The organism is Sphingomonas sp. NPDC092440, from assembly GCF_044754985.1.
In the GTDB taxonomy this organism is placed as follows: Bacteria; Pseudomonadota; Alphaproteobacteria; order Sphingomonadales; family Sphingomonadaceae; genus Sphingomonas.
On record NZ_JBIVQA010000016.1, the window covers coordinates 50,132 to 73,806 of the forward strand.

The 23,675-nt window shown below is 67.4% G+C and carries 19 protein-coding genes; 9 read left to right on the forward strand and 10 right to left on the reverse strand.

Annotation, left to right across the window (positions count from 1 at the left end):
- The first annotated feature begins 174 nt into the window (after nucleotides 1–174).
- Genes ACIQCS_RS20995 through ACIQCS_RS21015 form a run of 5 tightly spaced genes read left to right on the forward strand, consistent with a single transcriptional unit; the run spans nucleotide 175 to nucleotide 3,250 of the window.
- Nucleotides 175–630: a VOC family protein gene (locus ACIQCS_RS20995; RefSeq protein WP_345848538.1), complete on the forward strand. Its 456-nt coding sequence runs from the start codon at nucleotides 175–177 to the stop codon at nucleotides 628–630.
- A complete protein-coding gene (locus ACIQCS_RS21000; protein WP_345848537.1) occupies nucleotides 624–1,658 on the forward strand; it encodes a nitronate monooxygenase in 1,035 nt (344 codons plus the stop codon). Before ACIQCS_RS20995 ends, ACIQCS_RS21000 begins: the two co-directional genes overlap by 7 nt.
- Before the next feature lie 9 nt (nucleotides 1,659–1,667).
- Nucleotides 1,668–2,390: a hydroxyacylglutathione hydrolase gene (gene gloB / locus ACIQCS_RS21005; protein ID WP_345848535.1), complete on the forward strand. Its 723-nt coding sequence runs from the start codon at nucleotides 1,668–1,670 to the stop codon at nucleotides 2,388–2,390.
- A gap of 48 nt (nucleotides 2,391–2,438) precedes the next feature.
- On the forward strand, nucleotides 2,439–2,837 hold the full coding sequence (locus ACIQCS_RS21010; RefSeq protein ID WP_345848533.1) for a hypothetical protein: 399 nt from the start codon (nucleotides 2,439–2,441) through the stop codon (nucleotides 2,835–2,837).
- A gap of 11 nt (nucleotides 2,838–2,848) precedes the next feature.
- The gene (locus tag ACIQCS_RS21015) at nucleotides 2,849–3,250 is read left to right on the forward strand and encodes a DUF6491 family protein (RefSeq protein ID WP_345848532.1); all 402 of its coding nucleotides are present in this window, start codon (nucleotides 2,849–2,851) and stop codon (nucleotides 3,248–3,250) included.
- Nucleotides 3,251–3,280: 30 nt separating this feature from the next.
- On the opposite strand, the gene ACIQCS_RS21020 is transcribed toward ACIQCS_RS21015, so the two are convergent.
- From ACIQCS_RS21020 to hslV, 5 genes are all read right to left on the reverse strand, one after another.
- Nucleotides 3,281–5,413 carry a S9 family peptidase gene (locus ACIQCS_RS21020; protein ID WP_345848530.1) on the reverse strand — a complete coding sequence of 711 codons (2,133 nt, stop codon included), beginning with the start codon at nucleotides 5,411–5,413 and terminating at the stop codon, nucleotides 3,281–3,283.
- Between the two features lie 101 nt (nucleotides 5,414–5,514).
- Nucleotides 5,515–6,807 (reverse strand): ATP-dependent protease ATPase subunit HslU, encoded by a 1,293-nt coding sequence (gene hslU, locus ACIQCS_RS21025; protein WP_345848529.1) that lies wholly within the window; start codon nucleotides 6,805–6,807, stop codon nucleotides 5,515–5,517.
- Between the two features lie 62 nt (nucleotides 6,808–6,869).
- Nucleotides 6,870–7,988 (reverse strand): FAD-dependent oxidoreductase, encoded by a 1,119-nt coding sequence (locus tag ACIQCS_RS21030; protein ID WP_345848527.1) that lies wholly within the window; start codon nucleotides 7,986–7,988, stop codon nucleotides 6,870–6,872.
- 369 nt (nucleotides 7,989–8,357) lie between these two features.
- Nucleotides 8,358–8,753: a hypothetical protein gene (locus ACIQCS_RS21035; RefSeq protein ID WP_345848526.1), complete on the reverse strand. Its 396-nt coding sequence runs from the start codon at nucleotides 8,751–8,753 to the stop codon at nucleotides 8,358–8,360.
- Entirely contained in the window at nucleotides 8,743–9,294 is a 552-nt protein-coding gene (gene hslV, locus ACIQCS_RS21040; RefSeq protein WP_280280983.1) for an ATP-dependent protease subunit HslV, read from the reverse strand. Before hslV ends, ACIQCS_RS21035 begins: the two co-directional genes overlap by 11 nt.
- 312 nt (nucleotides 9,295–9,606) lie before the next feature.
- Here hslV and ACIQCS_RS21045 point away from each other — a divergent pair, with 312 nt between their 5' ends.
- The gene (locus ACIQCS_RS21045) at nucleotides 9,607–12,474 is read left to right on the forward strand and encodes a TonB-dependent receptor domain-containing protein (RefSeq protein WP_401531632.1); all 2,868 of its coding nucleotides are present in this window, start codon (nucleotides 9,607–9,609) and stop codon (nucleotides 12,472–12,474) included.
- Between the two features lie 108 nt (nucleotides 12,475–12,582).
- On the forward strand, nucleotides 12,583–14,385 hold the full coding sequence (locus ACIQCS_RS21050) for a family 43 glycosylhydrolase (protein ID WP_345848522.1): 1,803 nt from the start codon (nucleotides 12,583–12,585) through the stop codon (nucleotides 14,383–14,385).
- Nucleotides 14,386–14,423: 38 nt separating this feature from the next.
- Here the strand turns inward: ACIQCS_RS21050 and ACIQCS_RS21055 are convergent, their stop codons facing one another.
- The 4 genes from ACIQCS_RS21055 to ACIQCS_RS21070 all read right to left on the reverse strand — a co-directional run bounded on the left by ACIQCS_RS21055 (nucleotide 14,424) and on the right by ACIQCS_RS21070 (nucleotide 18,069).
- Nucleotides 14,424–14,891, reverse strand: a complete 468-nt coding sequence (locus ACIQCS_RS21055; RefSeq protein WP_345848520.1) for a hypothetical protein — start codon at nucleotides 14,889–14,891, stop codon at nucleotides 14,424–14,426.
- 7 nt (nucleotides 14,892–14,898) lie between these two features.
- The gene (locus tag ACIQCS_RS21060; protein WP_345848519.1) at nucleotides 14,899–15,327 is read right to left on the reverse strand and encodes a type II toxin-antitoxin system antitoxin SocA domain-containing protein; all 429 of its coding nucleotides are present in this window, start codon (nucleotides 15,325–15,327) and stop codon (nucleotides 14,899–14,901) included.
- A gap of 132 nt (nucleotides 15,328–15,459) precedes the next feature.
- The gene (locus tag ACIQCS_RS21065; RefSeq protein WP_345848518.1) at nucleotides 15,460–16,893 is read right to left on the reverse strand and encodes a glucoamylase family protein; all 1,434 of its coding nucleotides are present in this window, start codon (nucleotides 16,891–16,893) and stop codon (nucleotides 15,460–15,462) included.
- A gap of 159 nt (nucleotides 16,894–17,052) precedes the next feature.
- A complete protein-coding gene (locus tag ACIQCS_RS21070; protein ID WP_345848516.1) occupies nucleotides 17,053–18,069 on the reverse strand; it encodes a LacI family DNA-binding transcriptional regulator in 1,017 nt (338 codons plus the stop codon).
- 191 nt (nucleotides 18,070–18,260) lie between these two features.
- Between ACIQCS_RS21070 and bglX the strand changes: the two genes are divergently transcribed.
- Nucleotides 18,261–20,546: a beta-glucosidase BglX gene (bglX, locus tag ACIQCS_RS21075; RefSeq protein WP_345848514.1), complete on the forward strand. Its 2,286-nt coding sequence runs from the start codon at nucleotides 18,261–18,263 to the stop codon at nucleotides 20,544–20,546.
- A gap of 149 nt (nucleotides 20,547–20,695) precedes the next feature.
- Here bglX and ACIQCS_RS21080 read toward each other — a convergent pair whose 3' ends face one another.
- Nucleotides 20,696–22,045 (reverse strand): glycoside-pentoside-hexuronide (GPH):cation symporter, encoded by a 1,350-nt coding sequence (locus ACIQCS_RS21080; protein WP_345848512.1) that lies wholly within the window; start codon nucleotides 22,043–22,045, stop codon nucleotides 20,696–20,698.
- Between the two features lie 398 nt (nucleotides 22,046–22,443).
- Here ACIQCS_RS21080 and ACIQCS_RS21085 point away from each other — a divergent pair, with 398 nt between their 5' ends.
- On the forward strand, nucleotides 22,444–23,616 hold the full coding sequence (locus tag ACIQCS_RS21085) for an acyltransferase (protein ID WP_345848510.1): 1,173 nt from the start codon (nucleotides 22,444–22,446) through the stop codon (nucleotides 23,614–23,616).
- The last annotated feature ends 59 nt before the right edge of the window (nucleotides 23,617–23,675 follow it).

Consider the following 23,675-nt stretch of genomic DNA (forward strand, 5'->3'; position numbering starts at 1 on the left):
CTGGGGGAGGGGGACCGCGCCCGCAGGGCGTGGTGGAGGGGCGCGGCGCTTGCCGCCGCTCCTGCGCTGGCTCCTCCACCATTCGCTGCGCGAATGGTCCCCCTCCCCGAGGCGAGCTTGGGGAGGAATTGATTGGGGTGGCGCTCGGGTTCGGGCGCGCCTATCTCCCGCGCCATGCGCTATCTCCACACCATGATCCGCGTGACGGATCCCGACGCCACGATTGTCTTTTTCGAACTGCTCGGCCTCAAGCAGGTGCGGCGGATGGATAGCGAGCAGGGGCGCTTCTCGCTGATCTTCCTCGCCGCCGATGAGGATTCGAAGGGCGAGGGCCAGCGCGCCGATGCCGAGGTGGAGCTGACCTGGAACTGGCCGGCCGAGGACGGCAGCCCGGCCGAAGTCTATACCGGTGGGCGCAATTTCGGGCATCTCGCCTATCGCGTCGACAATATCTACGAGACCTGCCAGCGGCTGATGGACGGCGGCGTGACGATCAATCGCCCGCCGCGCGACGGCCACATGGCCTTTGTCCGCACGCCCGACAACATCTCGATCGAGCTGCTCCAGGCGGGCGACCGGCTGGCCCCGGCCGAGCCCTGGGCCTCGATGCCCAATACGGGGCAGTGGTAGGCTTTCTCGAAGCGCTCGGGGCGCGGGCCCCGATCGTGCAGGCGCCCATGGCGGGTGCCGGCGGCGCGGCGCTGGCGATCGCGGCGATACGGGGCGGCGCGGTGGGGTCGCTGCCCTGCGCGATGCTGACGCCCGAGCAGCTGGCCGCGCAGGTCGCCGAAGTGCGGGCCGCCGCGAAGGGGCCGCTCAACCTCAATTTCTTCTGCCACCGGCTGCCCGAGCCGGCGCCCGACGAAAGCGCCTGGCAGGCATTGCTCGCGCCCTATTATGCCGAGGAAGGCGTGCGGCCCGGTCCGCTACCGCCGCTGCGGCGGCCCTTTGACGAAGCGCTGTGCACGGCGGTGGAGCAAGCGCGGCCGGCGATCGTGAGCTTCCATTTCGGGTTGCCCGACGCGGCGTTGCTGGCGCGGGTGCGCGGCGCGGGCGCGCTGGTGTTCGGCAATGCGACGACCGCCGAAGAGATGCGCTGGCTGGCCGAGCGCGGTGTCGACGCGGTGATCGCTCAGGGGGCGCAGGCCGGCGGGCATTCGGGCTGGTTCCTCGGCGCCGGGCATCGGCCCACGCCGCTGGCCGAACTGCTGGCCGAGAAGGTCGCGGTGCCGGTGATCGCCGCGGGCGGGATCGTCGACGGCGCCGACATCGCCCGGGCGCTGGCGGCCGGAGCGCGCGCGGTGCAGCTGGGCACGGCCTTCCTCGCGGCCCGGGAGAGCGGCATCGCGGCGCCGTTCCGCGCGCTGCTGGGCACCCGGGTGCCGACCGAATTCACCAACCTGTTCTCGGGCCGCGAGGCGCGGGGCATCGTCAACCGGCTGATGCGTGACCTGGGCCCGATCCGGGAGGAGGTGCCCGCCTTCCCCTATGGCTCCAACGCGCTCGCGCCGCTGCGCGCGCATGCCGAGGCGGATGGCCGGGGCGATTACTCGCCGCTCTGGGCCGGGACCGGCGTCGCGCGGGTGCGGGCGATGGGCGCGGAGGAACTGGTCGGCACGCTCATCGCGGAACTGGCGCAGGCGCGCGGGCAGGCCTAGGCTGGCGCCATGCTCCAGATCGTCCGCATCCCCGCCCTCAGCGACAATTACATCTGGCTGGTCCATGATCCCGCCTCGGGCGAGACGATCGTGGTCGATCCCGCCCAGGCCGAGCCGGTGCTCGCCGAGGCGGACGAGCGCGGCTGGGCGATCACCGCGATCTGGAACACGCACTGGCACCCCGATCACACCGGCGGCAATGCCGGGATCAAGGCGCGCACCGGCGCCGAGGTGATCGCGCCCGCGGCGGAGGCGGCGAAGATCCCCACCGCGGACCGGCTGGTCGGCGAAGGCGACGCGGTGCGCATCGGCGATCATGTCGCGCAGGTGCTGGAAGTGCCGGCGCACACCGCGGGGCACATCGCCTATCATTTCGCCGGGAACGCAGTGATCTTCGTGGGCGACACGCTGTTCGCCATGGGCTGCGGCCGGCTGTTCGAGGGGACGGCGGAGCAGATGTTCGCCAACATGCAGCGCCTGGCGCAGCTGCCGCCCGAGACCCGGGTCTATTGCGCGCATGAATATACGCAATCGAACGGCCGCTACGCGCTGGTCGCCGAGCCGGACAATGCGGCAATCCGCGCGCGCATGGCCGAAGTGAACGCGGCCCGCGCGGCGGGCGAGGCGACGGTGCCGACGACGATCGGGCAGGAGCTCGCCACCAATCCCTTCCTGCGCGCCGCCAGCGCCACCCAGCTCGCCGAGCGGCGTGCGGCGAAGGATGCTTTTTGATCGGCGAAGCGTTATGATGGCGGGGTCGGGGGCGACAGGAGAATAGAGATGTTCCGCTTCGCCATTCCCGCTGCCCTCACCTTCGCCGCCGCCTGTGCCGCCAATGCCGCGATGCCGCAGCGGGGCGCCGACCGCGACGAGGCCAAGATCGCCAAGACGCTCGCCGGGCTGACGCCGGGCAAGCCGCAGGACTGCATCCCGCGCGAGCGGATGGGCGAGACCCAGGGCTTCCCGAACACGATCCTCTATATCGAGGGCCGCAAGAAGGTGTGGCGCAACGACGTGACCGGCAGCTGCACCGGCCTGGCGAACGACGATCTGATGGTGGTCGAGAGTACGTCGGGCCAGCTGTGCCGCGGCGACATCGTCCGCACGCGCTCGCGGCTGGGCGGCGGCATATTGACCAGCAGCTGCGCGCTCGGCAGCTTCGTGCCCTATAGCAAATGAGGAGAGCCGGGATGCGCGCACCCATCATCGCCGCCATGCTCGCGCTGGCCGGCTGTGCCGCCAGCAGCGAGATGCAGGCCTCGCAACAGGCCGAGGCGCGGAACGACTTGGCGAGCGCGCTCGGCGACCGGGTGCCGGGGACGCCGCGCGACTGCATCAGCGTCTCCGATTCCGACGGCCCGCAGATCATCGACGACCGCACCATCCTCTACAAGCCGGTGGGGCGGACGCTGTGGCGCAACGACCTGGCGAGCAGCTGCCCGGGGCTGCGGCCCTACACCACGCTGATCGTCGAGGTGCACGGATCGCAGCTCTGCCGGAACGACCGGTTCCGGGTGCTCGATCCGGGATCGAGCATTCCGGGCGCCTATTGCATGTTCGGCAAGTTCACGCCGTACGAGAAAGCGAAATAGCGCGCCTCCTCCCTGGGGGAGGGCTTCGCTTCACTTTGCCACGCCGAGCCGGTCCATCACGAAGCCGAGATATTCGGCCTGCTGGCGATAGCGTTCGAACCGGCCCGACTTGCCGCCATGGCCGGCCTCCATGTTGATGCGGAAGACGAGCGGGTTGGCGTCGGTCTTCCTCGCGCGCAGCCGGGCGACCCATTTGGCCGGCTCGTAATATTGCACCTGGCTGTCCCACAGGCCGGTGGAGACGTACATCGCCGGATAGGCCCGGGCCGCGACATTGTCGTAGGGCGAGTAGCCCAGCATATAGTCGTAATAGCGTTTCTCGGCGGGGTTGCCCCATTCGTCGAACTCGCCGGTGGTGAGCGGGATCGATGTGTCGAGCATGGTGGTGACCACGTCGACAAAGGGCACCTGCGCGACGATCACGCGATAATCCTGCGGCGCCATGTTGGCGATGCCGCCCATCAGCAGCCCGCCGGCGCTGCCGCCCATCGCGGCGACGCGGCCCTTGGCGGCATAGCCCTGGTCGACGAGGAAGCGGGTCACGTCGATGAAGTCGGTGAAGCTGTTCTTCTTGTTGAGCACCTTGCCCTGGTCGAACCATTTGCGGCCCATTTCCTGCCCACCGCGGATATGGGCGATGGCATAGACCATGCCGCGATCGAGCAGGCTGGGGAGCATCGGCGAGAAGGCGGGATCGGTCGAATAGCCGTAGCTGCCATAGGCATATTGGAAGAGCGCGGCGGTGCCGTCCTTCGCCAGGCCCTTCGCCCGGACCAGGCTGACGGGAACCCTGGTGCCGTCGCGCGCGGTGGCCCAGACGCGTTCGGTGACGTATTTGGCGGGATCATAGCCCGGCACCGGCTGGACCTTGAGCACGCGGCGCTCGCCGGTCTTGTAGTTCACTTCATAGGTGGTGGTCGGCGTCACCAGCGAATCATAAGTGTAGCGCAGCCATTCGCTGCCCGGCTCCTCGTTGGTGCCGAGCGCCATGGTATAGGCGGGCTCGTCGGCCGCGACCGGGAAGGGCTTGGCGCCGGGGACCAGGATCCGCAGCTTCTTGTTGCCCTCGGCGCGCTCCTCGATGGCGAGGAAGCCGTTGAAGGGCTTGAAGTCCTCGATGAAGGTGTCGCCGCTGGCCGGAACCAGGTCCCGCCACGCCGCGCGGCCATGGGCGAGATGCGCGTCGCCCGCCGTCATCAGCCGGTAGTTGGGCGCCTGCCAGTTGGTGCGGACGATCCAGCGGTCGCCGAGATGATCGGCCTGATAAAGGAAGTCGCGCTCGCGCGGGGCGACCACTGCGAAGCTGGCGGGGTCCGCGGCGGGTGCGCAGCGCTGCTCGTCGCTGACTGTGCTGTGCAGATAGATGCAGACATACCGGTCGTCGGTCGTGCGGCCGACGCTCATGTAATAGGTGTCGTCCTTCTCCTCGTAGATCAGCCGATCGGCCGCGGCGGGCGTACCGAGGACGTGCGCCTTCACGCGCTTGGAGAGCAGAGTGACGGGATCCTTCTCGAGGTAGAAGATCGTCCGGTTGTCGCCGGCCCAGACCACGCCGCCCTCGACATTGGGGATGCTGTCCGCGAGGGTCTCGCCGGTCGCGAGGTTCTTCACCTGGAGCACATATTGGCGGCGGCCGACGGTATCGAGCGTATAGGCGAGCAGCCGGTTGTCCGGGCTCACCGCGCGGCCGGCGATCTGGAAGAAGCTGTGGCTCTTGGCCATGGCCGGCTGGTCGAGGATCACTTCCTCGGGTGCCTCCAGACTGCCCTTGCGCCGCGCGAGGATCGGATAGTCGGCGCCGGCGGCGAAGCGGGTGTAGTAATAATAGCCGCGCTTCAGATAGGGGACCGAGCTGTCGTCCTGCTTGATGTGCCCGACAATCTCTCCATAGACCTTGTCCGCCAGCGGCTTCTCGGCGGCGAGCATGGCGTCGGCATAGGCGTTCTCGGCCTTGAGATGGGCCAGCATCTCCGGGTCTTTCCGCGTATCGTCGCGCAGCCAGTAATATTCGTCGTTGCGGGTGGCGCCGAAGGGCGCCTTGACCGCGTGCGGCTTCTGCGCGGCGACGGGCGGGACGGGCGCGGGCAAGGGTGCGGTCTGGGCGAGCGCGGGAAGCGCCGTGCCGGCGGCGAGCAGGGCGGCGGTGGCGAGCAGGCGCTTCATGGCGGTTCCCCTTGCGAAACGAATCGCGGGGGATGGTGGCAAGCCGGCGGGTATCGGGAAAGCCAAATCCTCCCCGAGGCGTGCCCCGGGGAGGAATTTCGTCACAGCACGTAGCGGCTCAGGTCGGTGTTGCGCGCTACGGCGGCGAGCTGCCCGTCGACATAGGCGCCGTCGATCACCAGCGTCTCGCCCTTGCGGTCCTCGGCGCCGAAGCTGATGTCCTCGAGCAGCTTCTCCATCACGGTCTGAAGCCGGCGGGCGCCGATATTCTCGACCTCGCCATTCACTTCGGCGGCGATGCGCGCGACCGCGCGGATGCCGTCGTCGGTGAAGTCGATCCGCACGCCCTCGGTGCCGAGCAGCGCGGCATATTGCTGGACCAGGCTCGCCTTGGTGTCCGAGAGGATCGCGACGAAATCCTCCTCGGTCAGCCCCTTCAGCTCGACGCGGATCGGCAGGCGGCCCTGCAGCTCGGGCAGCAGGTCGCTCGGCTTGGCGACATGGAAGGCGCCGCTTGCGATGAAGAGGATATGGTCGGTCTTCATCGGCCCGTATTTGGTGGCGACGGTGGTGCCTTCGATCAGCGGCAGCAGGTCGCGCTGGACGCCCTCGCGGCTGACCGAGCCGCCGCGCACGTCCGACACGGCGATCTTGTCGATCTCGTCGAGGAAGACGATGCCGTTGGCTTCCGCGTCCGCCAGCGCGACGCGGCTGACCTCGTCCTGGTCGAGGCGCTTGTCGGCCTCTTCCTCGACCAGCTTGGTCCAGGCGGCGCGGACGCCCATCTTGCGGCGCTTGAGCGGCGAGCCGGTGAGGCCCTTCATCATCTCGCCCAGGTTGATCATCTGGGGTGCCCCGCCCGGTATGTCGAAGGGCATGGCCGGGGCCTGCTCCACTTCGATCTCGATCTCGGCATTGTCGAGCGTGCCCTCGGCGAAGCGCTGCTTGAACGCCTCGCGCGTGGCAGTGGACGAATCCTTGCCGGTCAGCGCGTCGAGCAGGCGGCCCATCGCGGCTTCCTCGGCCTTGTCCTTCACCGCGGCGCGGCGGCGCTCCTTCTCGAGCCGGATCGCCTCTTCCACCAGGTCGCGGGCGATCTGCTCGACGTCGCGGCCGACATAGCCGACCTCGGTGAACTTGGTGGCTTCCACCTTCACGAAGGGGGCGTCGGCGAGCTTGGCCAGGCGGCGGCTGATCTCGGTCTTGCCGCAGCCGGTCGGCCCGATCATCAGGATGTTCTTCGGCGTCACTTCGTCGCGCAGGTCGGCGGAGAGCTGCTGGCGGCGCCAGCGGTTGCGCAGCGCCACCGACACGGCGCGCTTGGCGTCCTTCTGGCCGATGATGTGCGCATCGAGGGCGGCGACGATCGCCTTGGGCGTGAGATTCTCGTTCATTGGGGGAAATGGGTTCTCTGGGTTCGTTTCGAGCCCCGATGTTGGGGGCCGGACGCGCCGCTTCAAGCCGTGCAGCGAAAGCTGGAGAAGAAGCGGTGCTGCTTCTCGAGGATCTTCGCGATCCGCTCGGGCTGGGGCGTGGGGTCCCATTCGCCATGCTCGAAGGTGCCGCCGCAGACGATCCCGTCGGCGCGCGGGAACATATAGCCCATCTGCCCGGCGACGGCATATTGCACCTCGGCCTGGGGAAGCAGCACGGCCAGCTGGCCGCGCACCGGCTCGATCCCGGCATCGCCGAACAGCTTGCCGGCGCCCAGGCCCGTGCAGTTGAACACCAATGTCTCGGGCAAAGCGAGGATGTCGGCGGGCGTGGCGAAGTCGCGCACCACGAACCTGCCGCCGGCGATCTGCACGTCGCGCATCAGCTGGCGCAGGAGATGGCCGCTCTCGGCATACATGGTGCTGAAGCGGCGGACGCGCCGGACCGGGAAGGGATGTTCGCCGGGGCCAAGGACCACGGCATCGGTTTCATAGGTGCCGGAGAGATCGGGCCCGGCATCGTCCCCGGCCGGATCGTCGGGCATCTGGAAATAGGTGGGCACCCAGCGGATGCCATATTCCTCGCCGACCATGATCTGGAAGCGCCGCCAGCTATAGTCCATCGCCGCCTTGAACTGCGCGATCCATTCGGGGGTGACCTGATCGGGATCGTAGAGGCTGGCCGGGTGCCATTGCCCGCCGGCGATGTTCGACGTGGTGTGCGGCGGGAGTTGGGCGGCGTAGAGCGTGACCTGGCGGCCGGCCTCCTGGAGCAGGCGCGCGGTGGCGAGTCCGACGATGCCGCTGCCGAGCACGGCGACCGGGCCGGCATGGCCGGGCAGGCCGAGATCCATGGCGAGGCGCGACGTGCCCCAGCTGAGCGTGATCCCGGCGCCGCCATGGCCGTAATTATGGACGAGGCGCTTGTCCCCCAGCGGCTCGGCCCGGACGACGAAGCCCTGGGCGCGATAGGGGCGCAGGCCCGCGACGGTGCGGATGACGCGGCCGGGCGCGACATTGACGGCGGGCAGGCATTTCGGGCCGCGCGTGGTGCTGGCGAGCATCGCCGGGCGGGGAGCCGCGGTGCAGGCGGGAAGCGCCAGGGCGGCGGAAGCGATGAGCGGGCGACGGGCGATCTGCATGGCGCCCAGGGTAGGCAGGGGGCGGGGAGGCTCAACCCCGTTTCGGATAGGGGGAGGCATGAGCTGGGCTCATGTCTGTACCCGTCCTGCCGGCGAAAGCCGGGATCTCGTGCGGCTCTCGTCCTGCCCTCGCCTGAGATCCCGGCTTTCGCCGGGAGGGCGATTAGGTTGGGAATCCAAACAAGCCTTTGAACCTACTTGCGTCATCCCCGCGCAGGCGGGGATCCAGGGTAGCATGGGATGATCGAAGCAATCATGCGGGTGCCGGCCGGAAACGGCAAGGCGCGCCTCGCCCTTGGCCTTGGACCCCTGCCTGCGCGGGGGTGACGAGGAAGGGATGGCGGAGATGACGCTGGAGAATATGGTCCCCTAGCGCGGCTCCCCCAGCCAGGCCTCGGCCTCCGCCACGGTCATGAATATCCGCATCCGGGGATGCGTCTGGGTGCGCTCGGCCTGGAGCTTGTTCAGATGGCTGCCCACGACCGAGGCCGCGCGGCCGGAAGTGAGCCGCAGCCCGGCCTCGGCGATGCTCGGCAGCAGGTCGGCGACGTCGTTCGCCTGGACCGGGAAGTCGCGCGAATCGATCAGCACGTCGTAATCGTCACGGGTCGCGCGCAGTGCCTGCGCCTGCGCGCCCGCCGCCGCCGCGAAGGCGCGCACCGTCTCCACCGTCCAGAAATCGCGGATATGGATCAGGATGCGGTTGCGGCCCGGATCATAGTCGAAACCGAACTTCGCCGGGCCGCCCGGCGAATCAGCTATCACTGTCGAGCATTTCCACCGTCAGCCGATCATTGGTGTAGACGCACAGCTCGCCCGCGATCTTCATCGCGGCCCGCGCGATCTTCTCGGGGTCGCTTTCGTAATCGACCAGCGCGCGTGCCGCGGCCAGGGCGAAATTGCCGCCCGAGCCGATCGCCGCCACGCCGCCCTCGGGCTCCAGCACGTCGCCATTGCCGGTGACGACCAGCGTCACTTCCTTGTCGGCGACGATCAGCATCGCCTCGAGGTTGCGCAGATACTTGTCCGTCCGCCAGTCCTTGGCGAGCTCGACCGCGGCGCGGAGCAGCTGGCCGTTATGGCGCTCCAGCTTGGCCTCGAGCCGTTCGAACAAGGTGAAGGCATCGGCGGTGGCGCCCGCAAAGCCCGCGATCACCTTGCCGTCGCCCAGGGGCCGCACCTTGCGGGCATTGGGCTTCATCACGGTATTGCCGGCCGAGACCTGGCCGTCCCCCGCGATCACCACCTTGCCGGATTTGCGCACGGAAAGAATCGTCGTGCCGTGCCACGCATTTGTTTCGCTCATGGCGCGGATATGGGGAGCACCCCGCACGCGCCGCAAGAGGGGTCGCCGGGAACGCGTGGATCGCGGACACGGCCCTGGTGTTGCATCGGCGACACATCGCAGTGCAGCAAAATTAGGCGCCGACAACGCTGACGCAGCCATGGGATTGACAGTTTCATGAAACCGGTTTCATGGGAGTTTCCGGCGGCAACCATAATCAGAACAATGCGCGCCGATGTTTGTAACCGGTTACAACTGGGTTGGGGAGGAATGACAGTGGGAATTTCCAGGAAGAATCGTGGCGTCCTGACGCGTGGCATCTCGGCGACGGCGATGGCCGCGGCGACCCTGTTCGCGAGCGGCGTGGCGATGCTGCCGACCATGGCGTCGGCGCAGGTGAGCACCGCCAGCGTGCGCGGCCAGGTGGTCGGCGCCGACGGCAAGGGCGCGGCGGGTGCGCAGGTGACTGCGCGCAGCACCGCGACCAACCAGACCTGGCGCGCTGCCGCCGACGCGAACGGCGGCTACACGCTCACCGGCCTGCGTCCCGGCGAATATGAAGTGACCGCCACGGCGGGTGCCGAGACCGTGAGCCAGCTGGTGGTGGTTGCCGTCGGCCAGTCGGCCAGCCTCGACCTGACGGTCGGCGGCGCGGCGGTGCCCGAGGGCCGGATCGTCGTCACCGGCAGCCGCCTCACCGAGACGCGGACCAGCGAAGTCGCGACCAATGTCAGCGTGACGCAGATCCAGCGCCTGCCGCAGACCGACCGCAACTTCCTGTCCTTCGTCGCGCTCGCCCCGGGCGTGAAATATAACGACAGCGAGACCGACAAGGGCTTCACTTCGGGCGCCTCGACGGCGAGCCAGGTCAACGTCTTCGTCGACGGCATCAGCCTGAAGAACCAGCTGCGCGAGGGCGGCATCGCCGGCCAGCAGAACAGCCGCGGCAACCCGTTCGGCCAGCTCGCCGTGCAGGAGTTCCGGGTCCTCACCCAGAACTACAAGGCCGAATATGAGCAGGCCGGCGCGGCGATCGTCACTGCGGTCACCAAGTCGGGCACCAACGAGTTCCACGGCGAGATCTTCGGCCAGTATACCGACAAGGGGCTGAGCGAGAAGGCGTATCTCGACAAGCGCAACAACCGGCCCGAGCCCGCGTTCGAGCGCAAGCAATATGGCGTGTCGCTGGGCGGCCCGATCATCAAGGACCGGCTGTTCTTCTTCGGCGCCTATGAAGGCAACGACCAGAACCGCGCCTTCAACGTCAAGAGCACCGGCTCGCCCGACGCGATCCGGCAGTTCGAGCAATATTCGGGTCGCCGCCTGAGCGAGTTCGAAGGCGCGTTCGTCAGCCCGTTCCGCGGCGACTTCTTTTTCGGCAAGCTGACCCTGACACCGGACGATCGCCAGACCTTCGACCTGTCGTTCAGCCGTCGCCAGGAAACCGACATCCAGAATTTCGGCACCAACACTTCCTATGAGAATGCCGAGAACAAGCGGAACAGGGTCGACACCTATCTGTTCAAATGGGCCTATAACGGCAACAACTTCACCAACGAGTTCAATGCCAGCTACCTGAACTATAATTTCAACCCGGTCTCGCTGCACCCCGATCTGCCGTCCTACGATTATGCCAGCGTGATCCTGTTCGGCGGCAAGGACTCGACGCGCAACGAGACGCAGCAGAGCTACACGCTGCGCGACGACTTCACCTTCACCGGCTTCGACGGCCATGCGATCAAGTTCGGCGCGCGCGTCGAGGTGACGGACATCCAGTTCGACAACAACGCCTATATCCAGCCGCGCTACACCTTCCGGATCGATGCCGCCGGCAACACCGACTTCTCCTTCCCCGCCGAAGCGCGGCTGGGGCTGGGCAGCGGCAAGATCCAGGCGTCGAACACCCAGATCGGCCTCTATCTGCAGGACGACTGGAACATCACCGATCGGGTGCAGTTGAATCTCGGTGTGCGCTGGGATTATGAGACCAACGGCTTCAACAACCATTATCGCACGCCGGCCGCGGCGGCGGCCGCACTGCGCGCGCTGCCCAAGACCTATTATTTCGATCCCGAGAACTACATCACCGACGGCACCAACCGTAAGCCGTTCGCCGGCGCCTTCGCGCCGCGCCTCGGCTTCTCCTGGGACATCAAGGGCGATCGCTCGACGGTGATCTTCGGCGGCGCCGGCCGCTATTACGATCGTAACAACTTCAACAACACGGTCGACGAGCTGTCGCGCACGATCAATCCGGTCGGCGTGTTCCGCTTCTCGCGCGACGGCCAGCCGCGCTCGGGCCTGCCGACCGTGATGTGGAACCCGGCCTATCTGACCCGCGAGGGCCTGCTCGCGCTGATCGCCAGCGCCCAGAGCGCCGGCCTGCCCGAATTGTTCGCGGTGAAGAACAATGCGAAGCCGCCGGTGAACGACCAGTTCAGCCTCGGCGTGCGCCAGCGTATCGGCGTGTTCGAGGCCTCGGTCACCGGCTCGTACCAGCGCGGCCGCCACGGCTATACCAACCTGTTCGCCACCCGGCAGAACAACGGCCTGGGCAATTGCTGCAACACCGCGCCGGTGATTCCGTTCGGCTATGCCAATGTCCTGATCGGCTATGACGGGCTCGATACCCGCTACAAGGCGCTCTATTTCACGCTCGACAAGAACTACACCAAGTCCTCGGGCTGGGGCCTGAACATCGCCTACACGCTGTCCAAGGCGGAGCAGAATGGCGGCGACCTGTTCAGCCTCGATGGCGTGACGCCGGACCGCTATGGCTGGCGTCCCAAGGCCGGCGACGAGCGGCACCGGATCGTGGTCTCCGGCATGGTTGACCTGCCGCTGGGCTTCCGCTTCTCGACTCTCACCACGCTGAGCAGCGGCGCGGGCTATCAGGTGACCGATGCCACCAACGGCTTCGATACCGGCGCGCTGCGCCTCACCACGGCCTATCCGGTGAAGAACTGCATCAAGGGCCTGTTCGCCTTCTGCGAAGTGAACGTCTCGCTCGCCAAGGACGTGAAGATCGCCGGCGGCAACCTCGAGGCGGCGGTCGATGTCCTGAACCTGTTCAACAACAAGAACTTCAAGGACTTCGACACCTTCATGAGCGCGACCGACCCGCTCGTTCCGGGCCTGATCGGCTCCAACACGCTCACGCTGCCGCGGCGCATCCAGTTCCGCCTGGGCTATCGCTTCTGAGGCGCTGCCCGCGCAGTCACTGTCGGGGGGAGGCGAGCCACGGGGCTTTCCTCCCCCTTTTTCATTCGGCCCCTTTTCATTCGGGCCCTTTTCATTCGGGGAAGATCCATGCGTATCCTGTTTCCGCTCGGCGCCGGGCTGCTCGCGGCCGCCGCCGCCCAGGCGCAGGACGCGCGCCGGACCTATGCCAACCCGATCGACATCGATTATCGCTATAATTTCGAGCAGGTGAACGAAGGCATTTCCTATCGCACCGGCGCCGATCCGGCGATCGTCACCTTCAAGGGCAAATATTATCTCTTCCAGACACTGGCGGACGGATATTGGTCGTCGCGCGACCTGGTGCATTGGACCTTCGTCACGCCCAGCCGCTGGCCGATGCGCTCGATCGTGGCGCCCGCGGTGTGGACCGATGGCGAGCGGATCATCATCCAGCCTTCGATGATGGAGCCGAACGCGATCCTTTCCACCAGCGATCCCGACAGCGGCAAGCTCGACTTCTTCGTGCGGCGGATGCCGGCGATCCCGGGGCAGCAGGGGCCGGGGGTGGAACCGAAGGCAGGCGAAGTGCCGCCCGGGCCCTGGGACCCGGCGCTGTTCAAGGACGAGGACGGCAAATGGTACATGTACTGGGGCTCGTCCAACGTCTTCCCGCTCTACGGGATGGAGATCGCGTTCGGCGACGGCAAGCTGGCGTACAAGGGCAGGGCCCGGCCGATGCTCGCCCTGCAGCCCGAGCGGCATGGCTGGGAGCGGTTCGGCCAGGACCATAGCGGCACCTTGCCCGACGGCACGCCGATCGCGCCCTTCATGGAAGGTGCCTGGATGACGAAGGCCGGCGGCCGCTACTATCTCCAGTATGGCGCGCCGGGAACCGAGTACAACGCCTATGCCAACGGCACCTATGTCTCGGACAAGCCGCTGGGGCCGTTCGAATATGCGCCGTGGAACCCGGTCGCCTACAAGCCCGGCGGCTTCGTCCAGGGGGCGGGGCACGGCTCGACCTTCCAGGACGTCAACGGCAATTGGTGGAACACCGGCACGCCCTGGATCGGCTATAACTGGACCTTCGAGCGGCGCATCGGCATGTGGCCGGCGAAATTCTGGGCGGACGGACAGATGTCGGTCTCGACCCGTTTCGGCGACTTCCCCCATTATGCGCCGGGCACGAAGGTGGCGGATCCGGAGCGCCTGTTCACCGGGTGGATGCTGCTCTCGTACCGCAAGGCGGCGGTCGCTTCCTCGACTGCCGGCGAGTTCGCGGCGGCGCGGGCGACCGACGAGAATCCGCGGACCTTCTGGGTCGCGGGCGCGAACAAGCCGGGCGAGACGCTGACGGTGGACCTCGGCGCGGCGAAGACGCTGCGCGCGGTGCAGGTGAACTTCGCCGACTACAAGTCCGGCCGGTTCGGCGATGCGCCGGACATCTATACCGAATTCGCGCTGCAATCCTCCCTGGACGGCAAGAGCTGGCGCCCGCTGGCCAGGACCGAGGCGCCGCGCCGCGACCGGCCCAACGCCTATTTCCAGCTGCCGGCCCCGGTGGAGGCGCGGTACGTGCGCTATGTGCACGGGCATGTCGGCGGCGCGAACCTGGCGATCAGCGACCTGCGCGTGTTCGGCAGTGCGAGCGGCAAGGCGCCGGCGATGCCGGGCGGGGTGGCGGCGAAGCGCGACGGCGATGCGCGCAACGCGCATGTGACGTGGAAGCCGGTGCAGGGCGCGGTCGGCTACAATGTCCTGTGGGGCGTGCGGCCGGACCGGCTGACGCTCGCCTATCAGCGCTGGGCGGACCAGGGCGCGGCGCTGGACATCCGCGCGCTGAATGTCGGCGTGGGCTATTGGGTCGCGGTCGAGGCGTTCGACGAGAACGGCGTGTCGAAGCGGACGCGGGCGGTGCCGATCCGCTGAAGGGGTGTTCTCCAGCGGGCGGAATGTGGTTTCCTCACCTATTTCTTTCGCCGCTTCTCCTTCTTGCGGTCGGCGGGATCTTTCTTGACTGGATAGACTTGGTGGTTTTCATCCCACCACAACGGTCGAATGATGTGGCCGGTTTTCACACACCAAACGCGGTTGGGACCGCTCAGTCTGAGGGAGAGAAGGTAATCGAGATCGTCTCGTTCGATCTCGATTAGCCGCGATCGCGCCTGGGTGGACAATTGGCTTGTCTCGATCGGATGCGAGCCGTTCGCGGTGATTTCATTCCAGTTCTTATCTTCGAATTCGATCAGTTTGTGTACGACTTCGTGAAATTTATCGAAAGGATGGATGTCCCAGGCAAAGGGGCCGGCTTTGTCGACCTGTCCAAATCGCCATGCGAGGGGGTGCCCATCTTCAAAGCAATGCTCGCGCACCACCGGTTTTTTCTTGCCAGGTGGATTGGCACCGAATTTCGGCTGCTTGTCTGGCTTCGCCATAAGCGAGCTAGAGTTCGCTATAATAGTTGGCCATCGCCGCGTGTGTTATAACTTGATTACTGCGAGCACCTTCCGGAAGGCCCTTGCGAGCTTCTTTCCAGGGTGCCTCACGGTGGGTAAGTTCGCTAAGCCAATGTGCCGTCTTCTTGCTGTAATGTTTCAAAACGGAATCTATAGTTTCTCGTTGAATCTTTTTTAGCTTCTTTGCATCTCCGCGCGATTCCGTGCCAACCGTAAACTCACCCTGATGCGCAAAATACAGATCAGGGCATACTGGCCCATTCGCCCATGCTTCGATGCGCTCCGAGAATAGTGGCGCATCGTCCCACACAAGCGACCATGCTTGAGCGTAATACGCCAATTTCTGGAGTTTCATGGCCGAAATTGGCCCTGTTTTCTTCAAGATGTACGCTGAGACGTCGAATACGCTCGCCATGCGATCCTCCTCGCGTTCGCGCCTTGTTCTTCGCCTATCTAGCAAAGCCCGGGAGGTATTTCAACAAGGCTCAATTGGGTGAGTGCTGCCGATTGCGAATGTAAATCCATTTTAATTCAATTGTATAGGTCGTCACCCCAGCCACCCGCCGGTGAACCCGGCCAGCTTCAGCCCCTTCCGGATCGGCGCGCACGCCTGCATGCGCTTCCACACGAAGTCGTTCCGGTAGTTCGCCGCCTGGAGCAGGATCGGGCCCTGGTCGATGCCGATATAGTCGGTGTCGTACCAGCCCTTCACCGGATCGACGCGGCCCTTTTCGAGCTGCTTGTCGGTCCAGCGGAAGCTCGGGTTGAAGGCGTCGTAGAAGCCGTATTTGCCGTAGAGCAGGTCGCCATGGTCGCGGCGGAGCGCTTGCGCGGTGGGGATCACGATCTCCGGTGCGAAGGGCAGCGAGCCGAGCGAGGCGCTCGGCGTGATCGTGCCGTCGTCGCGGCCGTCCGGCTCATCGATCGGACCGCGCGCAGAATAGCCGAAGAACTCGCGGCGCTCGCCCTTGAAGTCGAGGCGGAAATCGCCCGGGCCATCGCATGCGGCGAGTCCCCAGCTCTGCGCGCCATAGCCGTCCCAGCGCATCGGATTGGCTACGCAATAGGCATGGTTGGCGAGCGTCTCGCGGCGGTTGTTCTCGAAATAGTCGAAGCCGGCCTCGCGCATCGCTGCATCGCGGATGCCGCGGAAGTCGATCCAGATATGGCTGTAATGCAGGGGGAACAGCGGCGCGAAGGCGAGATGGCGCTGGTTGCCTTCACCGCGCCAGAGGTTCGGATAGGGCGCGGTCCACGCCTCCCAGCTATTCGCCGGCAGCGGATGCTCGGGAGCCGCGAGGCCGAGGATGTAGACGAACATCCCCTCGTTATAGCCGTCCCAGTTGCGCTCGATCAGGCCGCGCCCAGGGTGCCAGCCCATCGACACCGCCTTGCGTCCGTCCGAGCGGAAGAAGTTCCAGTCGGCGCGGGCATAGAGCTTGTGCGCGAGGTCGCGGATCTCGCGCTCCTTCGCGTCCGCCCGGTCATAATATTGGCCGGCGAACAGCACGCCCATCAGCAGCAGCGTGGTATCGACGCTGGAAAGCTCGACGTCGCGGAAGCGCGCGCCCGTGATCATGTCGATGAAATGGTAGAAGAAGCCCTTGTGGCCGATCCGCCCCTCGGGCTCGGGCCCCTGGGGCGATTCCCAGAAGAAGCGCAGCGTGGTGAGGGTGAGGTCGCGCGCCTCGGCCCGGGTGATCCAGCCGCGCTCGACGCCGATCGGATAGGCAGTGAGCGCGAAGCCGACCGCGGCGACCGAGCAGAAGCTGGGCGACGGATAGCGATCGGGGACGAGGCCGTTGTCGCGCCGCGCGGTTTCCCAGAACCAGCGGAAGGTACGGTATTCGATGTCCGCGTAGAAGGGCGGCAGCGTGCGCGCGGCCGCGCTCTTGCGCGCCTGCGCCATGGCGGCGCCGGGCAGCGCCGAGGCCGTGAGCAGCAGCGAAGACTGCGAAAGTAGCGCACGCCGGTCGATCATTTCGAGAGCCTCATATCCCAGAGAAAGCGCGCGGTTCCGCCCCCCGTCCCGAAAAATCGGGGGCGACACGCGCGGCGTCGCCCCCAGGGGGGTGTAACCGGGGGGAAGGGAGCCTTGGAACCGGTTACAGTCCAGGCCGAAAGAGAAACGGAGCCGCGGTCACGCATGCGCGGCTCCGTTCCCGGGTGCGGTGCGCGGCGCCGTGGTGGCGCGCATCACCAGCTCGGGGGCGAGCGTCTCGCTGGCACGGTGCATGTCCTTGCCCTCGAGCAGGTCGATCAGCCGGGCGACGGCGCGGGCGCCCATCTCGGCGATGTTCACGCGCACGGTGCTGAGCGAGAGATAGCGGGCGAGCGGCACGTCGTCGAAGCCGGCCACCGCAATGTCCTCGGGCACGCGGGTGCCGGCGTCGCGCAGCGCATGGAGGCAGCCGATCGCCATCATGTCGTTGGCGGCGAAGACGGCATCGGTGTGCGTGGTGCTCGCCAGGATCGCGCGCGCGGCGGCTTCGCCGGCTTCCTCGTGGAAGTCGCCCGGCAGGATGCGCGGGGGCAGGCGGTGGCGGGCGCAGACGGCGAGATAGCCTTCGGCACGCTGGGCGGCGTCGAGATTGCCCTCCGGCCCGGCGATATGGACGATGTGGCGATAGCCGTTGGCGACGAGATGCTCGACCATCGCCTCGGCGCCTGCGCGATTGTCGAAGCGCAGCGCCGGGCGGCCGGGCAGATCGGCATGGCTGTTGAGCAGGATCGAGGGGAGTGCGGGCGGGATGGCCTGCTCGAGCGTCTCGGGCGCGATGTGCGGGGCCATCACGAGCAGGCCGTCGACGCGGCCGCGCATCGTGCGCAGCGCGACCGCCGCCTGGTCGCTGTCGTCATGCATGTTGGAGAGGAGCAGGAGATAGCCGCGCCGGCTCGCTTCCCTGTCCATGCCGCGCACGCATTCGGAGAAGAACTCGCCGTGCAGATCCGGCAGGACGACGCCGATCGCGTGTGCGCGGGCAAGGCTGAGGCTGCGCGCGCCAGCATGCGGGACATAGCCGAGCTCGTTGGCCGCCTTGATGACTTTCTCGCGGGTCTCGGCACTGACATTGTCGAGGCCGTTCAGCGCGCGCGATACCGAGGCGACCGAAACCTCGGCGCGGCGCGCTACATCGCGGATGGTGGCCTCGCCCATTTCAGTCCCTTCTCCCCGATCGACGCGTGTTTTCCCGCGTTTCAGACCGCTTCGGCGATTGCAATACAACCCGTCCGCGAGGTATGTAACCGGTTACGGCGGGCAGCGACAAGCAAAAAAGTTTCGCGGCCGGCCGAGTGCAGGCAATTTCCGTCGGCGTTCTGCGGCGGGCGTTCAGGAGAGGAAACGAGATGTTCGACACCAGGATTTCGCGGCGCGCGGCTCTGATGGGAGCCGGAGCCGTCGCGGCCTGGGCCGCGAGCCCGGCGCGCGCGATGCTGCAGGCGGCGGGCAGCCTGCCGGTGCCCGCCTTCATCGATTCGCTGATCGCGAAGATGACGGTGGAGGAGAAGGCCGGGCAGCTCACCATCCTGCCCGCGGCCTGGGGCGGCGGCGTCGCCACCGCGCTCAACCCGCCCACCAACGGGCCGAGCTTCGAGCAGCAGCTGGAGGAGGTCGCGAAGATGCGGCTCACCGGCGTGTTCAACGGCAACGGTGCCGAGATGGCGCGCCGGATGCAGACCGTGGCGATGACCCGGTCGCGCCTCAAGATCCCGCTGCTCTTCGCCGCTGACGTGATCCATGGCCACCGCACGATCTTCCCGGTGCCGGTGGGCGAGGCGGCGGCGTTCGATCCTGACCTGGCCGAGCGCACCGCGCGCATGGCCTCGTACGAGGGCGCCGCGGCGGGCATCGACTGGACCTTCGCGCCGATGGTCGACATCGCGCGCGACCAGCGCTGGGGCCGCACCATGGAGGGCGCGGGCGAGGACACTTTGCTCGGCGAAGTGATCGCGGCGGCGCGCGTGCGCGGCTTCCAGGGCAAGGACCTCAAGGCGAACGACGCGATGCTGGCCTGCGCCAAGCATTTCGCGGCCTATGGCGCGGCCGAGGCCGGGCTCGACTATTCGACCGTCGACGTTTCCGAACGGACGCTGCGTGAAGTCTATCTGCCGCCGTTCAAGACCGCGTTCGACGAAGGCGCGCTTTCGGCCATGGCCTCGTTCAACGAGATTTCGGGCGTGCCCTCGACCGGCAGCGAATGGCTGATGCGCCGGATCCTGCGTGACGAATGGCGCTTCGAGGGCTTTGTCGTCTCCGATTATACCGGCGACATGGAGATGATCGACCATGGCTTCGCCGCGGATGCGCGCGAGGCGGCCAAGCTCGCCTTCCTGGCCGGCGTCGACATGAGCATGACCAGCGGCTTCTACCGCGATTACCTGCCCGATCTCGTCGCCAAGGGCGAAGTGCCGATCAAGCTGGTCGACGAATCGGTGCGCAAGGTGCTGGCGATGAAGGCACGGCTCGGCCTGTTCGACGATCCCTTCCGCCGCATCGACGCCAAGCGCGAAAAGGCGCGTTCACGCACCAAGGAGGCGATCGCGCTGTCGCGCGAGAGCGGCCGCAAGTCGATCGTGATGCTGAAGAATGACGGCGACCTGCTGCCGCTGCCCAAGAGCGGCAAGAAGATCGCCATCATCGGGCCGTTCGCCGAGGGCAAGCACGACATCAACGGGCCCTGGGTGGTCTATGGCGACAATGCGCTGGCGATCGACCTGGCCACCGGCGTGCGCGGCGCGGTGGCGGACAAGGGCTCGGTGAGCGTCACGCTCGGCTCGGGCGTCGAGGCGCCGTTGGCCGGCGGGATCGAAGCGGCCGTGGCTGCGGCCAATGCGGCGGACGTGGTGATCCTGGCGATCGGCGAGAGCGAGAACATGTCCGGCGAAGCGCAGTCGCGCGCCGAGATCGTGATTCCCGCGCCGCAGATGGAACTCGCGGAAGCGGTGGCCCGAACGGGCAAGCCGATCGTGGTGGTGCTGAAGAACGGCCGCGCGCTGGCGCTGGACGGCGCCGTGCTGGCGGCGCCGGCGATCCTCGTCACCTGGTTCCTCGGCTCGGAGGGCGGCAACGCCACTGCCGACGTGCTGTTCGGCGACTATAGCCCGGCCGGGCGCCTGCCGTGCAGCTTCCCGCGCTCGCCGGGGCAGCAGCCCTATTACTACAACCACAAGCCGACCGGCCGGCCCAATCCGGAAGGGCCGCTCCAGCCCTACAAGGCGCATTATCGCGGCATCCCGAACTCGGCGCTGTTCCCGTTCGGGCACGGCCTGACCTATGGCAAGATCGGCTATTCGGACCTGTCGGTGCCGGCGACCCTGCCCTGGGACGGCGAGATCGCAGTCTCGGCGAGGATCACCAATTCGGGCAGCCGCGCGATCGAGGAAGTGGTGCAGCTCTACATCCGCGACCGGGTGGCGAGCGTGACCCGGCCGGTGCGCGAGCTGAAGGCGTTCCGCAAGCTGGCGCTGGCGCCGGGAGCGAGCGAGACGGTGACGTTCAAGCTGAAGCGCGAGCAGCTGCTGTTCATCGGCCGCGAGAACAAGCCGACGGTGGAGCCGGGGCTGTTCGACCTGTGGATCGCGCCGTCGGCCGAGGCCGAGGGCGTGAAGGCGCAGTTCACGCTGGTGGCTTGAGCTCCAATTCCTCCCCGAGCTTGTCTCGGGGAGGGGGACCGCCGCCAAAGGCGGTGGTGGAGGGGCGCACCGATGACGGCGCGCACCGCGCCGCCCCTCCCCAATCGCTTCGTGATGATCCCCCTCCCCCAGCGAGCTGGGGGGAGGAATTAATTCACCCGCCCCTCCAGGTCCTTCACGATCCTGGCATGCGCGCCCTTGCCCAGCGGGTTGAGCAGCATCAGCACGCATGACAGCGCCAGGAACGCCAGCGGCACCAGCGCGATGGTGAGGCGCATCGCGGCGAGGGTCGCCTCGCTCTGCCGGACATTGGCGACATAGCCGGCCGCGTCGAACCCGCTCGCGAGCAGCAGCGTGGCGATGCCGATCGCGATGCGCTGGAGCAGCGAGGCCATGCCGAACACCGCACCCTCGACGCGCAGGCCGGTGGCCTTCTCGCCATATTCCACCGTGTTGGGCAGCATCGCCCAATAGGCGAAATGCAGCCCGACGATCAGCGCCTGCATCGCCACCAGGAAGAGCTGCATCGGCGCGGCCCGGTCGATGTGCGCGCCGGCGAACAGCACCAGCCCAGCCATGCAGAAGCCGGCGGCCAGGAACCACAGCCCCCGCGTGCCGAGCAGGCGCTGGAGCAGCATCCAGAGCGGCACTGCCGCCGCGCCCACCACGCCCATCCAGGCGAGGGCGCTCTGCCCGGCCACGTCGTCGCCGATGAAATATTTGAAATAATAGAGCACCGACTTGTTCAGGATCGTCACCGCGACGATCATCGCCATCATCGCGAGGTTGAGCGTGACGAAGGCGCGATTGGCGGCGAGGCTGGCGAGGCTCGCGGCGATCGAGGGCGGCTGGGTGCGCGCGGGCGCGACCTGCTCGCGATAGCTGGCGCCGACCAGCATGAGGATCGCCGTGCCGAGGATCGCGAACAGGACCGCCGCGCCGAGATAGGCCTGGGCCGGGACCGCGCTGCCGCTCAGCCAGGCACCCAGCGGCAGCGTGCCGCGCGCGACCAGCACCGCCGCCATCGTGCCGAACAACATGCGCATGCCGGCCAGGAAGGCGCGGTCGCGGCTGTCGCTGCTCACCCGCGCGCTCATCGCCAGATAGGGCACGTTCACCGCCGCATAGGCGGTGCGGAAGAGCAGGTGCCCGGCGAAGATCGTCGCGATGCCCCACCAGCCACTGGCAAGGGGTGGCATGTAGGTGAGGACGAAGGCGAGCCCCAGCGGAATGCTGCCCAGCATCAGGAAGCGGCCATAGCCGCGACCGGGCTCGCGCCGGTCGGCGATCGCGCCGGCGAGAAAATTGGCGAGCCCGTCCCATATCGAGGCGATGGTGTAGATCATCGCGGCCAGCGCCACCGGCAGGTCCAGCGCCTCGGTATAGTAGAAGAGCAGGAAGAGCATGATGCTCTGCCAGTAGAGATTGAAGGCGAAGTCCCCGAAGGCGAAGAGCAGCAGCCGGAGGCGTGCCGGCGCGGCGCGGAGGCGGGCGATCATCGGCCCTGTCTAGCGCGGGCGAGGCGCGCGCGTCACGGCCTTATCGCGCCCGGCACGGATCGGCCTGCATCCGGCACGGACCCGCGCTGCCTGCATCGCCGTCGGGCTGGGCTGGCCCCATATTCTCCCCTGTCATCCCCGCTATTCCCTGGCGTCATCCCGCTTCTCTACCGTCATCCCCACCTGCGCGGGGATGACGGACATAGTTTCAAGGGCCCGCTTGGGCCTTTTCCTGGCTGGGCATCATATTCCGTCCCTCGCCATCTTCGTGCGGACGGAGATGGCGGGGCTGGCGATCGGGCCGTGGCGCTGGGCAGCTGGCCGATCGGGCAGGCTTGCGCGCCGGTCCAGGCTCCGGATACGGCTGTCGCGCCGAGAAGCGGCATGGGAGGTGCGCGATGGACATTCGGCAAGTCGACATCCGACGAGTCGCGTGTCTCGACGGCCTGCGCGGGCTGGCGGCGCTCTGGGTGCTGTTCGGGCACCTGGTGATCCTGACCGGCTTCCGCCTGCCGGTGCTGAGCAAGCCGGATCTGGGCGTCGACCTGTTCATCCTGCTCTCCGGCTTCCTGATGGTGTTCCAGTATCGGCTGCGTGCCGACGTGGAGGATTGGCGCGCGCCCGGCACCTGGGCGGCGTTCTGGACGCGCCGCTTCTTTCGTCTCGCGCCGCTCTTCTATGTGACGCTGGCGGTGGCGCTGCTCGCCGGGCCGGCCCTCTATGCCGACCGGGTGGCGATCGACAGCTTCCTGGGCCAGCCGCTCCAGCCGCGCGAGCGCTTTGCCGATGCGAGCCTCGCCAATATCGCCGCGCATCTGAGCTTCGTGTTCGGCCTGCTTCCCGACTATGCGTTCCGTACCCCGCTGCCGGACTGGAGCCTGGGGCTGGAGATGCAGTTCTACGCTGCCTTCCCGTTCCTGGTGCTGCTCGCACGGCGAACCGGCTGGGTGCCGGCGGCGCTGGTAGCGGCGGGCGCGGCGCTGGGGCTGGCGGTGCTTGCGCATCGGCTGGGGCTCGATTTCCCGATGCCCGCCTTCCTGCCGCTCAAGCTGCACCTGTTCCTGAGCGGCATGCTGATCGCCGCCGATCCCGGGCCGGGCCGGGGGCGGATCGGCGTGCATCTCGCCGTGGCGATGCTGCTCGCGCTGATGCCGGTGGGGGGCGATCACGACCTGCTGCACATCCTGGTGCGTGTGCTGCTCGTGCTCGGCTTCTTCGCGCTGGTTCATCTGCGTTCGCTGGGTGCCGTCGACGGGATCGCGCGGCTGCTCGGCGGCAAAGTGTTCCACTGGCTGGGCGAGCTTTCCTATGGCGCCTATCTGATCCACCTGCTGATCCTGTACCCGGTCGCGGCGGGCGTGATCGCGCGCTTCGGCACCGGGCTGGGCGCCGCCGGACGGTTCGCGCTGACCGGCGCGATCGTGGTGCCGGCCACCTATGTCCTCGCCTTCCTTGCCTACCGGCTGGTCGAGCTGCCCGGGCAGCGGCTGGGCAAGGCAGTGATCGCGCGCGTCACCGGCAGCCGGACGCGCGCGCGCCAGACCCTGCCCGAGGAGATCGCGGCACCCTAGCCGCCGGCCGGCATGCCGGGCCCAGATCCGAAGCTGGCTTAGGGGAAGGCCCCGAAAGG

Excerpts from the sequence above, each read along its gene's own strand:
- ACIQCS_RS20995 (WP_345848538.1), top strand. The coding sequence starts at position 175 with ATGCGCTATCTCCACACCATGATCCGCGTGACGGATCCCGACGCCACG.
- gloB (WP_345848535.1), top strand. The coding sequence starts at position 1,668 with ATGCTCCAGATCGTCCGCATCCCCGCCCTCAGCGACAATTACATCTGG.
- ACIQCS_RS21010 (WP_345848533.1), top strand. The coding sequence starts at position 2,439 with ATGTTCCGCTTCGCCATTCCCGCTGCCCTCACCTTCGCCGCCGCCTGT.
- ACIQCS_RS21015 (WP_345848532.1), top strand. The coding sequence starts at position 2,849 with ATGCGCGCACCCATCATCGCCGCCATGCTCGCGCTGGCCGGCTGTGCC.
- ACIQCS_RS21020 (WP_345848530.1), bottom strand. The coding sequence starts at position 5,413 with ATGAAGCGCCTGCTCGCCACCGCCGCCCTGCTCGCCGCCGGCACGGCG.
- hslU (WP_345848529.1), bottom strand. The coding sequence starts at position 6,807 with ATGAACGAGAATCTCACGCCCAAGGCGATCGTCGCCGCCCTCGATGCG.
- ACIQCS_RS21030 (WP_345848527.1), bottom strand. The coding sequence starts at position 7,988 with ATGCAGATCGCCCGTCGCCCGCTCATCGCTTCCGCCGCCCTGGCGCTT.
- hslV (WP_280280983.1), bottom strand. The coding sequence starts at position 9,294 with ATGAGCGAAACAAATGCGTGGCACGGCACGACGATTCTTTCCGTGCGC.
- ACIQCS_RS21045 (WP_401531632.1), top strand. The coding sequence starts at position 9,607 with ATGGCCGCGGCGACCCTGTTCGCGAGCGGCGTGGCGATGCTGCCGACC.
- ACIQCS_RS21050 (WP_345848522.1), top strand. The coding sequence starts at position 12,583 with ATGCGTATCCTGTTTCCGCTCGGCGCCGGGCTGCTCGCGGCCGCCGCC.
- ACIQCS_RS21055 (WP_345848520.1), bottom strand. The coding sequence starts at position 14,891 with ATGGCGAAGCCAGACAAGCAGCCGAAATTCGGTGCCAATCCACCTGGC.
- ACIQCS_RS21060 (WP_345848519.1), bottom strand. The coding sequence starts at position 15,327 with ATGGCGAGCGTATTCGACGTCTCAGCGTACATCTTGAAGAAAACAGGG.
- ACIQCS_RS21065 (WP_345848518.1), bottom strand. The coding sequence starts at position 16,893 with ATGATCGACCGGCGTGCGCTACTTTCGCAGTCTTCGCTGCTGCTCACG.
- ACIQCS_RS21070 (WP_345848516.1), bottom strand. The coding sequence starts at position 18,069 with ATGGGCGAGGCCACCATCCGCGATGTAGCGCGCCGCGCCGAGGTTTCG.
- bglX (WP_345848514.1), top strand. The coding sequence starts at position 18,261 with ATGTTCGACACCAGGATTTCGCGGCGCGCGGCTCTGATGGGAGCCGGA.
- ACIQCS_RS21080 (WP_345848512.1), bottom strand. The coding sequence starts at position 22,045 with ATGATCGCCCGCCTCCGCGCCGCGCCGGCACGCCTCCGGCTGCTGCTC.
- ACIQCS_RS21085 (WP_345848510.1), top strand. The coding sequence starts at position 22,444 with ATGGACATTCGGCAAGTCGACATCCGACGAGTCGCGTGTCTCGACGGC.